At 44.8% G+C, this 15,868-nt stretch carries 2 protein-coding genes; both read left to right on the top strand.

Annotated features, from left to right (window positions below):
• The first annotated feature begins 297 nt into the window (after positions 1 to 297).
• Complete coding sequence (locus tag ACOJUN_RS18680; RefSeq protein ID WP_422133410.1) at positions 298 to 6,822, top strand: hypothetical protein; 6,525 nt, start codon at positions 298 to 300, stop codon at positions 6,820 to 6,822.
• A 350-nt stretch (positions 6,823 to 7,172) separates the two neighbouring features.
• Complete coding sequence (locus ACOJUN_RS18675; RefSeq protein ID WP_422133409.1) at positions 7,173 to 15,503, top strand: hypothetical protein; 8,331 nt, start codon at positions 7,173 to 7,175, stop codon at positions 15,501 to 15,503.
• The last annotated feature ends 365 nt before the right edge of the window (positions 15,504 to 15,868 follow it).

The following is a 15,868-nucleotide window of genomic DNA, read 5'->3' as shown; positions in this document are numbered from 1 at the left end:
TCTAACCAGTCAAATAAGGGATCTACAACCCAGCGTTCGGCAGAATTACATAAACCCCATTAAAAGCTATTCACGCAGATACAAAGCCACTCTTGCTACATTTTGGTCCCACTGCTATTTTTTCTCAGTCTCCGTAGAGATCAGAACAATTTATTCAATCAGTATCAATAAAAGCTGTTATTTAACAGGTCAACTCTGATTAACAAATTATCAAATGGGGTCTACGGCAGCTCTATGCCTGTTTGTCACAGAAGACTGTTAAAACTTCACTTAATTGCGCTGCTATTCGCGATTGAAATGAACGTACAATCAGGTCATACCTCCGGCCACCAGAATGAACCCGGGCACAAGGCACCAGAAATCCGCTTTTTGGGTCTCTACGCCGGATTTAAAGCCAATAATTTCCACCTCAAGCTGGGTAACCATTATCACGTAATACACGACGTTGGCAGCCCCAAAAAGCTGTCCCTTTTTTTCCAGAATCAATGGTTGAGTCATCTGCCCGGGTTTCTGTTAGCAAAGCTGCTTCCTCCTTCAACCGTACCCTACCCTTATTTCAGTCGCGGATTTCCCTCACTGTCCCGGGCTTTTGGTGATGCCCCCGATTGCAACCCTCATCCGGTGATGATCGATCACTCTTTGCTGAAAGGCCAACTGTCAATACAAACCACTTGTATCGAAAATCATCCTGTCTGGCAGATTACGGCCTCACCCTCGACATCATCGTCAGAGACTCAGGCCGTCGAGGGTGATTCTCTGTCTGCCTGGCTGTCGCTTTGGAAACTGCTAAACGACACCCATACCAGTACCCTTTTCCTGCGTCCCTGGCGAGAAAGTCAGCAGAATCGCCTGCAGGCCATTATCTGCCAGACCAATCCGCTTACAGAGCATAAAAAGTGTCAGAGCGTTCTTATTGATTTCCCGCTGAATCACGCAAAACCCTGGCTATTGCCCGAACTGGCTAGAAAAGACAGTATCAGCGCTGACGGGCAAACCGCTTTGAACAGTAGTTATATCAAGCGGGTCAATCAGGCTATTGATTGCCTCTCTTCCCACGATAAGTTGTTTGGAGAACCCAATAAAAGCAAGCCAGCTGACAAAGAAAAAATACACGCTTGCCAAAATAATCACTGGCTTTATCAGTGGTCAGATCAAAACTGGGTTTATCAACCTGGCATTCCCGAGACTGCAATAAACCCCGGTCCGGCACTCATGACCGGGAAGTACTTTAACCTCTGGGCACTGGAAAAGGTATCGCCCGGCAATGATACCTACCCGGCCTGGTCGAGATCTTCTTTGTTCATCGCCCGCAACGACAGACATCGGAAATACCATTTCTGGGGAGCAGGTGACCCGGTGCTGCTGATGCGGTTCGCTGATGCCCCTTATAATGTCGAGGATCATTACGCCGGTTGGGATGGACCAGAGATTGGCACCCTGGTAGAAAGTGAGCATCTCAACCTGGCTGCCCTGCTTATGAGCACGGTGACCAATACGCCCTTTAATCTCTATCAGTGGCGGGGAATTCTCTCAGGGTTCACATCACCCATCCCGAAAAGCCTCAGTGCCCTGGTAAGGGAGCAGATTCTGAGCGACCCTGGTTCACTTTACCAGTTTGTTAAACGGCGGCCTGAGTTACTGAACAATGTGTTGACCTATTTAAACCGTGAGTTTCCGGGCCACCCTGTCCACTCATACTTTTCCGGTCGTGTATCACCTTTTTTTAGCCATCAAACAAACGGAAACCCATTGGCTTTGGTGCCCGAAACAAGCAACGCATTCGACGGTTTTCATCCTCCTGCCATCCCTCATCAACCAGATATGTCACTCCCCTCTATTGGGTTTGCATCAGGCATAATGACTGCTTCTGGTGTCCAGGGGAATAATGGACTGCCTGAATTCCAATCCTGCCCGGCTTTTTCCTCTGAACAAAAAGCGCAACAAAGCAGCAACAGAAGTCAACGAAGTGCTAAATCAAATGGTGAGAACAATATTGACGACAATGAGCCACCACCGGGCGGCAGCCATCGGGTCACACTGGCAAACGCAGTATCTTCGGCATCCTTGCTTAACCATCTATTGTATTTTTACCGGCGCTTCGAGCTCAGGCCCGGAAGAGTGATTGGTGTGTCCGATTTTCTTCAGGAAGAACTTGATATTAAATCCAGTGGAAGATTTGAAACATTGGTCAGTGAATGCCAACCACCTGACTGCGACAGTGAAACATTATATGACCAGATACTCCAGGGTTTTGATCCGAAAAACCAACAACACATGGAATTGGCATCAAAAGCCTTGCAAAATTCTATAAAGGTCATCGTGCCTGGTGGTCAGAAATATCGCTACTACAGCCATGATATAAACCATGCTCATACGCCTCAACAGCCTCTGGAGGAGTTTGAAGGTATTCATACGTTCCTCTTTAGCGAGAATCACGCGGTAAGACTGTCCCGTCACGATGACAACGACCTGTGGTTCAATCACTTCCTGAACCGCCCCCACTTAAGCAAACAGGAGAACAAATGGCTGCGAGGCAGTGAGTTTGAAAATGCGTTATGGGAGCTGTTTCCACAATGGCAAAAAGATATTTTATTATGCCGGGAAAGTCTTCAGTGCAACACTATAAAATCTGCCAGCAAGCAGCTAAAACAGGCGTTTACTGCACCCGATAAATTCATGCAGGGAGAATACGGACACAACCTATTCAGTTTTTACAACAAATTACGCCTTGTTTGTTACACGTTCGACGATACAGGGAACCCCGACGGAACATTTTACATCAGCAAAAACCTGCTTGGAGCAGTGATTTTTTTCTGGGAAGATTCTGCCAGTAAATATATCGCCCTTATAGCTCCGGATCTCTCGACATCAACAATAAACTACAAAATGCAATTTTTGGATATTCATGTAAAAGCTTATTACGAGGGCGCCTTTTTAGTAAAAAAACAGGATGTCCGCTATGTAATTCCTGCACTATTGGTGCTCGCACCTGTTTTTAGAAAAATCTATACAGAAATCTGGAGTGTTATATCAGATATTGATGGTGCTCTTGTTTATGGGGGTATAGCCAGGTGGCAACATCTTTCATTGTTGGTTAAGCCCACCGAACTTGGCAAGGTCCCTGTTATTAATGATATTGATTTGGCAGTTGAGGATATCAAAAGTCTGAAAACCATTTCAGCCGCTTTAGAGAAAAAGCTAAAAAGTACCCTGTCTGGCCCCATTGTTAGAAGCGGCAACATTCATGCTATGGCTCTAGCCAACCCAAAAGAATTGCAGCGCAAACGGCTACTGAATAACGTAAAGATCACCTGCCTTCACGATAAAAACAATGAAAAGACACTGGGGGACGTCCGTTACAAGACAAAAAAATGGCGAATCTTATCGATCGATATTTCTGCTGGCCCTGAAGGGTATTTCGATTTCACGCGTGTAGAACCTTTTGCCAGGAATTCCAAACTGCTTATGCCAAGCCTGCCCGCTATGGTTGAACAACTGCTTCAGGACACACAACCTGATCAAACCTACCCGGGTATTGTTGCAAATCGACGGGTGCAAAATGCCCGAAATGCATTGAAAATATTGCTATCAAGTGACGCTGAGCAACAGGTACAGACAATTATTCAACAGTCAGTGTTCAGCGGTTCTTCAGAATTATCCAAGTTACCGGAATTTCTGCATCCTTATATTAAGCCGCAGTCTTACAATGAACAGGAAAGCACTATCAAGGTAGAGAATAAGGCAGAAAACGATGCCAGAGATCAACACTCTACAGTTGCTCATGACAGTGAGGTGGTGGCACCTGATCCTGCTGAAGGGTCAAAAAAGGGAAAGAATAAAACCGCCGCACAAAAGCCAATCCCGAATAAGATCAATTTCGAATCTGCATTGTCACAGTCCGTAGAAATATCAGACTGGCTTAAGGAGATGGATTATAACTTTCCGGACGAGCTTAATAAGGCAATAAAGATGCAACATTGCGATGCCACAGGAGAAGGCGAAACCCCTGAAGAAAGCCCTGCGCGAGATACAGAACTCAATACACTGCAAAATCAGCTGGAAGACGGAAAAACAAAAACCCTGCAAATACTGGCCTGCTCCGGAGCTTCTGCAGATAAATCCGGTGACCAACCGGTCATCACCATCAATCTCGCTAATACCCCGGGCAGTCAGCAGCGCAGAGACTTGGAACAGGCCGCTTATGAGAGCCACTTCCCCTATGCACAACTGGTTCAGGCGTTGTTCATTTTGAACCAGAAACTCCCATCTGGAAAACCAGAAGTACTTCAGATCTATGAAAAAACCTTCGAGCTGCTGTTACCGGCAGCCATTGCCGGTATACCGCTTTCGTACCAATTATTAATCGGGATGCAATTACACAACCAACATCCGGCAGGCTGGCCCCAGATGGAACCTGTCAACCGGCTGTTACGCAGCATGGCTACCAGAGCGACAAGCTTCAACCAGATAAAGGTTGAAGGCCTGTTGAAAGGTGGATTTCTGGAGCAGCTCTATCAGGATACTGACGTCACTACCCTGACCAGGATTGAGCAGGGGTTAGCCAGAGAGTCAGACCTCTCAGACAGAGGCAGTCAAGTAAAGGCCATTGTCAATGCCCTGAGAGAACCGGATAACCCCTCCACACTAACAGCACTAAAGACAATCCACTTCGGGGCTCGGGAACTGGAACAAACCATCGGGTCGCTGATACTGATACTGGAGAGAAAAAAAGAACCCGCAGTCGGTCAGATTCACAGTGAACTTTGGTCGTACAGCCTCAACGCCCTGCAAATTAAGGGCGCCTCGAAAAAAAAACCTCAGTTCATGGATATATCTTATTTCCCAAACGTACTGGCCATGACTGATCTGAAAGCATTCATGGATACTGAGCAAACTGGACAACTGCTCAAATATCATCAACCCAGATTCATAGCCTTTTGGAAAATGGGTTTTTGGGAAAGCTATCTCAAAGCGTCGTTAAGCAAAGACAGCAAGGCTGAAAAGGAAATATTTGACGAGCATCATGACCAAATAAATAATAAGGCGATTAAAAAGTCCAGACCCGATTTAATAGAAGACTGGATTCTTGCCCGATCTTTGCTGCTTTCAAGAGACTTTATTCAAATCAAAGAAGTTCCGCCTCACCCTACTCCATCGACTTCGGCGCAACTAACGTCTGAAACAGATAAAAACCCTGAAAAAGCAAAAAAAACCGCAAACGCAGCCGGTCAAGCAACAGCACTGAAGCCAGGTATCCGACCCTCGGCAGGACCATTCAATCGGGAAGAACATCTCCAGAATTTGTTTCAACTGGATGACAAGATTATTCAGGAAGTCAAATTTATTCAGGAAAACCCGGCATTTTTTTTGCCGCAGGTGGAAAAGCAGATTTCTGTATTCAGAAGGGCTTTACTAAAAAATAAAAATCAGACAAACGAGCTGGGAATGGGTTATTACTATTTTCTAAAGGCACTGACACTGATGGGGGCAAAAATACCAGAGGATTACGAAACGATTGAGTTGCCCTTTAGCCCGGAAATTAAACTCAACGCCAAAAAGTTAAAAGAGACTATTGTGTTGACCGGTCACAAAAGTGCACTGGCCAGCGCTTATGATCATTTCATGAAAGCACGTCAACTCGGCTTCCCTTATGGTGGTTATCTGGAATCATTAGTGGCTATGCGGCTAGACGACTATCAGTATTATCAGGACGAGACATCAGAAGCCTGGCAAACAGACTTGGCCAATAAGCCTGTTATTCAATACTCATCGACCATAAAACCCGGGGAAAAGATCTTTATTGAAGCAGGTAAGATAGTTACGGACATTTTGCCCGGGCTATTAGCAAGCTCTCTACATGGTGTACGTTTTGCCACTGAAGCAGCCATCAGAGTCTTTACTAATGAACGGTTTAATCTTCTGCATATTCCTCAGGCTGGTTGGCCAGCACTGATGGCAAAGTTTTTTTTGATTAACCCCTTTGAACATAACATCCAATTTGTGTTCAGCAATGATGGCCCTGAAGTTGAAGAAGCGTTATTTTCCAGGATAGTTGACCCAGGCAGTATTGAAGGAATGCTTTTGAGGCCACTGGAGAAAAAAAGGGAATTTACAATTAAAGAAAGACCAAAACAATATTGTATTTGGCTGGACAGTGAAATCGAAAATAGTGACAGGCCAGAAAATATTAAAAAGTATTTAAGTCTTGTCAAAGCTTTTATATTGGACACATCAAAGGTGCAGACTACATCATCTGGGAAAACAGCTTCTGATATTGATAAATTGTTGGAGGATATTGCCAGCTATAAGCTAAGCCGGACAAAATTGTTTGAAGTGTTGAAGGAAACATCACATTCTGAAAACAATTTAGATGAATTCTTTTATAACTTGTCCTGGCACCAACCCCACCCGAATTGTATGGATTTAAGTTATGCTCTTTTGGAAAAACATCGCACAAATTCTGCCCTGGTTCACTATTATTTGTCGGCTTACGATACCATCACTGATAGCCGTTACAACGCACAGGTTCTGTTCTGGAACGCGATAATGAAACAGGCGATTGAAGAAAATGAACCAATGAGAGAGGCTTTTTTCGCACTTCTGGCAACCGCCGATCTGACGGTTATGTACGATGATAACCGGGAGGCCATGAGCATCACATTTAAACCATACAAAAAAGACCTTAATTCCTGGTTGTCTTTTTATCACTGTATGTCAGCCCAAATCGCCACTATTCTGGAAGAGGCGCAAAATACAGATTTCAATTCCACTTATTTTGAAGTCTCAAAAAAATATAAAATCATTAAGCACCGGATCCGTTGATTCTGTCGCATAGTGATTGAGTTTACTGCGTTGACCCGATGCTGTCAGTCTGGCCTCTGTAGACAAAGCCGCTCACTGCAGCAACATAAAAAAGTTATCACAAGATTCGCAGCCAGCAGCCAATCCGAACACGGAACCATTCTTGCTACATCCTGAACCCACTGCTATTTTTTCTCAGACTCCATAGAGGTTAGAACAATTCATTTAATCAGTATAAAAAAACTGTTGTTTAACAGGTCAACTCTGATTAACAAATGAAGTTATCGAATGGGATCTACGGTAATTCTATGCTTGTTTGTCACAGAAGACTGTTAAAACTTCTCTTAATTGCTCTGCTGTTCATAATTGAAATGAACGTACAATCAGGTCATGCCTCCGGCCACCAGAATGGACCCGGGTACAGCGCACCAGAAATCAGATTTTGGGATCTCTACGCCGGATTTAAGGCCAATAACTTTCACCTCAAGCTGGGTAATCATTATCACGTATTACACGACGTTGGCACCCCCAAAAAGCTGTCCCTTTTTTTCAGGCATCAATGGTTGAGTCAGCTGCCCGGGTTTCTGTTAGCAAAACTGCTTCCGCCTTCAACCGTACCCTACCCTTCTTTCAGTCGCGGCTTCCCCTCACTGTCCCGGGCTTTTGGTGATGCCCCCGATTGCAACCCTCATCCCGTGATGATCGATCACTCTTTGCTGAAAGGCCGACTGTCAGTACAAACTGCTTGTATCGAAAATCATCCTGTCTGGCAGATTACGGCCTCACCCTCAACATCATCGTCAGAGACTCAGGCCGTCGAGGGTGATTCTCTGTCTGCCTGGCTGTCGCTTTGGAAACTGCTAAACGACACACATACCAGTACCCTTTTCCTGCGTCCCTGGCGAGAAAGTCAGCAGAATCGCCTGCAGGCCATTATCTGCCAGACCAATCCGCTTACAGAGCATAAAAAGTGTCAGAGCGTTCTTATTGATTTCCCGCTGAATCACGCAAAACCCTGGCTATTGCCCGAACTGGCTGGAAAAGACAATATCAGCGCTGACGGGCAAACCGCTTTGGACAGTAGTTATATTAAGCCGGTCAATCAGGCTATTGATTGCCTCGCTTCCCACGATAAGTTGTTTGGAGAACCCAATAAAAGCAAGCCAGCTGACAAAGAAAAAATGCATGCTTGCCAAAATAATCACTGGCTTTATCAGTGGTCAGATCAAAACTGGGTTTATCAACCTGGCATTCCCGAGACTGCAATAAACCCCGGCCCGGCACTCATGACCGGGAAGTACTTTAACCTCTGGGCACTGGAAAAGGTATCGCCCGGCAATGATACCTACCCGGCCTGGTCGAGATCTTCTTTGTTCATCGCCCGCAACGACAGACATCGGAAATACCATTTCTGGGGAGCAGGTGACCCGGTGCTGCTGATGCGGTTCGCTGATGCCCCTTATAATGTCGAGGATCATTACGCCGGTTGGGATGGACCAGAGGTTGGCACCCTGGTAGAAAGTGAGCATCTCAACCTGGCTGCCCTGCTTATGAGCACGGTGACCAATACGCCCTTTAATCTCTATCAGTGGCGGGGAATTCTCTCAGGGTTCACATCACCCATCCCGAAAAGCCTCAGTGCCCTGGTAAGGGAGCAGATTCTGAGCGACCCTGGTTCACTTTACCAGTTTGTTAAACGGCGGCCTGAGTTACTGAACAATGTGTTGACCTATTTAAACCGTGAGTTTCCGGGCCACCCTGTCCACTCATACTTTTCCGGTCGTGTATCACCTTTTTTTAGCCATCAAACAAACGGAAACCCATTGGCTTTGGTGCCCGAAACAAGCAACGTGTTCGACGGCTTTAATCCTCCTGCCATCCCTCATCAGCCAGATATGTCACTCTCTTCTACAGGGTTTGTATCAGGCATAATGACTGCTTCTGGTGTCCAGGGAAATAATGGACCGCCTGAATCTCAGTCCTGCCCGAGTAATCCCTCTGCACAAAAAGCCGAACAAAGTGGCAACAAAAGTAGACGAACTGCGAGCCCTGACGGCAGGAATAATATTGACGATAATGAGCCGCCACCACCGGACGGCAGCCACCCGGTCACACTGGCAGACGCAGTAACATCAGAATCCTTGCTTAACCATCTATTGTATTTCTACGGGTGCGCTGGACTCCGGCCTGAAAAAATAGGCGATATATCGGATTTTCTTCCAGAACAGCTTGGTATCACATCCAATAAAAAATTTGAAACCCTGTTCCATCAATGCCAAATACCCGATTGCGATAGTGAAACATTATATAATCAGATGTTCTGGCGTTTTGACCCGAATAATCAACGACACATGATTCTGGCATCAAAAGCACTGGAAAACTCTATACGGATTTTTGTTTCTGATGGTCAGGGATATCACTCCCACAACTACCATGATCGTACGCCTCAACAACTGGACAAGTTTGAAGATGTCGTTACGTTTCTGTTTCACGAAAATCACGCTGTAAAACTGTCTCATCTCAGTGACAACAACCTGTGGTTCACCCACTTCCTGATCAGCTCCTGCTTGAATAAGCAGGAAAACGAATGGCTGCAAGACAGTGATTTTGAGAATGCATTATGGGAACTGTTTCCACAATGGCAAAAAGACATTTTGTTATGCCGGGAAAGTCTTCAGTGCAACGCCATAAAATCTACCAGCGAACAGCCAAAAGAGACGTCCATAAAATCTGCCAGCCAAGTGCTAAAACAGGCATTTACTGCACCCGATAAATTCCTGCGGGGAAAACAGGGACAGAACCTGTTCAGGTTTTATAATAAATTAGGTTTGGTTTGTTACCCGTTCGACGCTACAGAGAAACCCGATGGAACGTTTTACATTAGTAGAAACGTGCTTGGCGCGGTGATTTTCTTCTGGGAAGAATCTGCCAGTAAATATATCGCTTTTTTAGCACCTGATCTCTCCACATCAGCAATAAACAACGAAATGCAATCTTTGGATATTCATGTAAAAGCTTATTACGAGAGCGCATTTTTAGTAAAAAAACAGGATATCCGCTACGTAATTCCTGCACTATTGGTGCTCGCACCTGTTTTTAGAAAAACCTATACAGAAGTCGATAGAGTTATATCCGATATTGGAGATGTTCTTGTTTATGGTGGTTTGGCACGATGGCAACATCTTTCGTCATTGGTTGGCCCTACCGAACTTGGCAAGTTACCTGTTACCAATAATATTAATTTGGCAGTCGATAATATCAAAAGTCTGGAAACCATTTCGGCCTCTTTAGAGAAACAGCTAAGCAGCGCACTGGCTGGCACCGTCGTAACACGCAGCTACATTCATACTATGATTTTAGCTAACCCCAAAGAATTGCAGCACAGTCGGCTACTGCATAACGTAAAGATCAGCTGCACTCCCTGTAAAAACAATGAAAAGGCAATGGGGTTCGTCACTTGCAAGGCAAAAAAATGGCGAATCTTCTCGATCGATATTTCTGCTGGTCCTGAAGGCTATTTCGATTTCACCCGTGTAGAACCTTTTACCAGAGGTTCCAAACTGCTTATGCCAAGCCTGCCCGCTATGGTTAAAAAACTGCTTCAGGACACGCAACCTGATCAAACCTACCCGTGTATTAATGCAAATCGACGGATGCATAATGCTCAAAATGCATTAAAAATCTTGCTCGCGAGTGACACTGAGCAACAGGTTCAGGCGATTATTCAACAGTCACTGCTCAGCCGATCTTCAGAATCATCCGGGTTACCGGAATTTCTGCTTCCTTATATCAAGCCCGAACCTGACAAGGCACTGGAAAGCAATAGTGATATTGACGAACATGCAACAGTTTCTACTGCTAATTATGCCGAAGGTGCAGAGGCGATAACAAAAGATTCTTCTTTCAATTCCCATAAGAAGGAACAGAAACAACAAGAAATAAGCGACATTGCCACTGTGCCGGAAAAAAACGATATCACAGTAGAAGCAAGCCCTGATGATCAACGCTCTACAGTTGCTCATATTAGCGAGGCAGTGGCACCTGATACTGCTGAGCACTCAAATAAAGGAAAGAATAAAACCGCAGCCCAAAAGTCAATCTCGAATACGATCAATTTCGAAACAGCCTTATCTCAGTCCGTAGAAATATCAAACTGGCTTAAGGAGATGGATCATCGCTTTGCGGACGAGCTGAACAGGACAACAAAGACACAAGATTGCAAAGCCCCTGCAGAAAACCCTGCGCCCGATACAGAATTCGATACACTGCAAAAACAACTGCAGGACGGAAAAACAAAAACCCTGAAAATACTGGCCTGTTCCGGAGCATCTGCTGATACATCCACAGACCAACCGGTCATCACCATCGATCTGGCCCATACCCCGGGCAGTCAGCAGCGCAAAGGCCTAGAGCAGGCCGCTTATGAGAACCACTTCCCCTATGCGCAACTGGTTCAGGCGTTGTTCATTCTGAACCAGAAATGCCCTGCTGAAAAATCAGAAATACTGCAGATCTATGAGAAGGCTTTCGAGCTACTGTTACCGTCAGCCATTGCCGGTATACCGCTTGCCTACCAATTATTAATCGGAATGCAATTGCGCAACCAACATCCGGCAGGCTGGCCCCAGCTGGAACCTGTCAACCGGCTGTTACGCAGCATGGCTTCCAGAGCGACAAGCTTAACCCGGATAAAGGTTGAAGGCCTGTTGAGCGGTGGATTTCTAGAGCAGCTCTATCAGGATACAGACGCCATCACCCTGACCAGGATTGAGCAGGGGTTAGCCAAAGAGTCAGACCTCTCAGACAGAGGCAGAGAGGTGAAGCACATTGTCAGTGCCCTGAGAGAACCGAATACTGCGTCCATATTAACAGCCCTGAAAACAGTTCGACCCAGGGCTCGGGAGCTGCAACAAACCATCGGCTCACTGATACTGATACTGGAGAGAAAAAAAGAACCCGCAGTCGGTCAGATTCACAGTGAACTTTGGTCGTACAGTCTCAACGCCCTGCAAATTAAGGGCGCCTCGAAAAAAAAACCTCAGCACATGGATATATCTTATTTCCCACAGGTACTGGCCATGACTGACCTGAAAGCCTTCATGGATACTGAGCAAACCGGACAACTGCTCAAATATCATCAACCCAGATTCATAGCCTTTTGGAAAATGGGTTTTTGGGAAAGCTATCTCAAGGCTTCGTTAAGCAAAGACAGCAAGACTGAAAGGGAAATATTTGACGAGCATCATAACCAAATAAATAACAAGGCGATTAAAAAGTCCAGACTCGATTTAATAGAAGACTGGATTCTTGCCCGCTCTTTGCTGCTTTCAAGAGACTTTATTCAAATCAAAGAGGCTCCTGCCTGCCCCACTCCGGCGCAACTAACGTCTAAAACAGGTACACATTCTGAAAAAGCAAAAAGAACCGTAAATGCGGCCAGGCAGTCAAAAAAAATGAAGCCTGTTATCCGACCATCAACAGGACAACACAATGAACAAGTACATACCGGGTATTTACTTCAACTGGATAACAATATTATTCAGGAAGTCAGATTTATGCAGAAAAGCCCGAAATTATTTTTGCAACAGGTAGAAGAGCACATCACAGCATTCAGAGTAGCTCAGGTACAAAATGGCAATGATTCAACAAACACGCTGGGAATAGGTTATTACCACTTTTTGAAGGCACTGGCCTTGATAGGGGCCAAAATGTCAGATGACAACAAAACTATTGAGTTGTCCTTTGGACCGGGAGTCAAACTTAACGCGAAAAAGATAAAAGAGTCTATTTTAATCTCTAAAGAGTATTACTTCCCCTATGCTCCAATGCTCTCTCTGTTTTTTGAACATGGTATGGAAGAAAAGCTTAAAACACCAAAGCAGGCCCTCTACTCTGCATTCTCCGGGGTGTCACAGTCCATTGAGATTTTATTAGAATTGCAAACATATGCACCGGTTCTGTCCGGACTGTTACTCAAGTGGCTGATACTGATTCCAAAGACTTTCGAACTGAAACTGGCCTTTGATGCAGAGACTTACCTGAAAAACCCGCAAGTCAATATTCCGGGCAGGGTAACACCTTCCATTGGTTTACTCAGAGAGTTTCTGGAGCAGCTTCCGGTAAAAGGCTCTGATGGCGCAGTTGATGTTGTTTTGAATCGAATGGGTCAGCAATTTACCAATACCCGGCATCTGCAAAACGTACAGCATGAACAAGCGGAAGCGACTGAGTCCGTGTCAGCAGAAGCGGCTACGACAAGTGCAGCAGATGCCATAGCTGAATTAGCCATAGAGGTAGCGATAGCAGAAGCAAACTCGCACTTGTGCTCGAGCTCGTGCTCGTGTTCGAACTCGAACTCAACAGAAAACGCTATAGTGTTAGCGGAAGCAATAGCGGAATCGAAAGCAAACGTCAAAGCGAAAGCGATAGCCTTGGCGGAAGCGACAGAGAAAGTGACAGCAGAAACGAACTCGAACGCGACAGCGTTAGATAAAACGACAGCGGTAGTGGCAGCGTTAGATAAAGCGGCAGAGACAGGTAAAGCGGCAGCGATCACGGTTCTGGAAAGGTTAAAGGAAGCGAAAGCGAAAGCAATTAAGGAAACGATAGACGAAACGGTAAACGAGGCGGTCAAGGTAGCAGTAAAGGAAACGGCAGAGAGTAGAGCAGCAACATTAAGATTGGTACTGTACTTCGCTACTGGTCGAACGGAATTGATTGATTTTGTTTACCTGGATTTATCCACATTGACCATTGTTTTTTCTATAATTGGCTCTGAATCACACTCGGGACTCTTCGAGTACCTGAAAAAGGCTCATAGGCAGCTCTCTAAAGAGACTAATTTTGATGATCAGATGATGGCAGATATTATAGAACTTGCTTTTCATCTGGTTAGTGTATCATCAGAAACAAAGCCGACCCTTTCTTGTCTTAAAGCCCAACCCTTCAATGCCCAGGCCCTTTTAACCGCAATGCATTTCGGTCATAACTTACAACTTCTGACAAAATTAATCGGTTTTTCTCGCGAACTGGTTACCCAAGATACCAAATTGTATATTTACAACATTCTTTTGCTGGTTCACCAGTATATTCTCGAGCTTATCGGTGGAAATGCAGAAAAGGCAAAAAAACTTCAGGTTGACTCAGATGGTTGGCAAACACTACATACATGTTTTAGGAACTATGTATGGCATAAGCCAGTCAAGGCTGTTGCACATAATATGCAATCAAAAGTCATAGACCATGTTGTCTTTAACAGCGACAGCGTAAAAAATTTCACAGATGGAGACGAAAATACTTTTCTTGTTGCTATTGAGCAAGCCAGAAAAATTGGCTATCAAAAATTAAAACAGCAGTTAAACCAATATGAGGGAAAAGTGGATTCTCAATCTACAGCGATGTCAGGCTGGCTTCATTGCCTGGCTGGATTGACGCTTCTGAAGGCACAAACAAGTTCTGATGACCAGCGGGTAATATTGACCGGTCGCAAAAGAGTACTGACCATTGCTCATGAGCATTTCGCAAAAGCACGTCATCTCGGCTTCCCCTATGGAGGTTATCTGAAATCACTGGTGGACATGCGGCTAGACAACTACCAGTATTACCAGAACGAGACATCAGAAGCCTGGCAAAGAGATCTGACCAATAAGCCTGTTATTCAATACGCATCGATCAAAAAACCAGGGGATAAGATCTTTATAGACGCGGGTAAAATTGTCACGGACATCCTGCCCGGGCTATTATCAAGCTCTCTATATGGTGTACGTTTTGCCGTTGAAGCAGCCATCAGAATCTTTACTAATGAACGGTTTAATCTTCTGCATATGCCTCAAGCTGGTTGGCCGACACTGATCGCAAAGCACTTTTTAATTCTCCCCGTAAACCATAGCTTACAGTTTGTCTTCAACAATGATGTCACTGAAGTTGAAGAAGCGTTATTTCCAAGGATAAGTGATCCTGACAGTATTGAAAGAATACTTCTGGAACCAATGGAGAGAACCAGGCAATTTGCCACTGAAAAAAGACCAGAACAATATGGTATTTGGCTGGACAGTGAAATCGAAAATGGCGACAGGCCAGAAAGTATTAAAAAGTATTTAAGCCTTGTCAAAGCTTTTTTATTAGATAAATCAGATCTGCTGGAAACACCGGCAACAGTTTCTGATAGTGATCAATTATCAGAGAGTACTGCAAGCTATAAGCTACGCCGACTTGACTATACAGCATTGTTGGAAGAACTACAGGAAACACCACAACCTGAAACCGGTTTGGATGAATTCGTTTATAACCTGCCCAGACTGGAGTCTCACCCAAATTACGAGGCTATCAGTAATGCTCTTTTGAAAAAACATCGCACAAAGTCAGCCCTGATTCACTATTATTTATGGGCTTACGAGATCCTCAATGATAGTCGTAACAACGAACGGTATTCGTTCTGGAATAGGATAATGACACAGAAGATTGAAGAAAATGAACCAATAAAAAAGGCTTTTTTCGCACTTCTTGCAACCGCTGATCTAACGGCTATGTACGATGATAGCCGGGAGGCTATGTGCACCGCATTTAAAAAATACAAAAAAGATCTTAATTCCTGGTTGTCTTTATTTCACTGTATATCGGCTGAAATCGCCTCTTTTCTGGGAGACGACCTAAAGAAAGATCACCATTATCTCGAGTATTTTAGAGCCTTGACAGAATATTAAGTCATTAAGTAACAGCCCCCTTATTCTCATCTATCTGAATACCAACTTTTTCCATCCCTCTGCGTTCCAACTCAGTTTAGTTGGCTGAAGCTATTCGCCTGTTGTTGTCACCAAAGCTATAAACGCCTTAAAGGATGAAAACCTTCTGAAAAATATTAGTGTTAGGCACCCTACGGTTGCCACTCATTTCAACTTCGACGGCCCAAAAGAATTCATCAATGAACATGAAACAAACTGACGTACGATTCTCAACGTATATCAATTTAGCAAATAGATTTTTGTCGTATAATTATTGAGTCTGCTGCTTTAACCCGAAGTTGCCAGCATCACCTCCGGAAACAGAGCCGCTACCTTCAGCAGCAACA

The organism is Endozoicomonas sp. ALD040 (assembly GCF_049275945.1).
Lineage (GTDB): Bacteria > Pseudomonadota > Gammaproteobacteria > Pseudomonadales > Endozoicomonadaceae > Endozoicomonas_A.
This window is presented reverse-complemented; position numbering and strand designations above follow the sequence as displayed.

Coding starts and splice junctions, on each gene's coding strand:
- ACOJUN_RS18680 (WP_422133410.1), top strand. CDS start 298: ATGAACGTACAATCAGGTCATACCTCCGGCCACCAGAATGAACCCGGG.
- ACOJUN_RS18675 (WP_422133409.1), top strand. CDS start 7,173: ATGAACGTACAATCAGGTCATGCCTCCGGCCACCAGAATGGACCCGGG.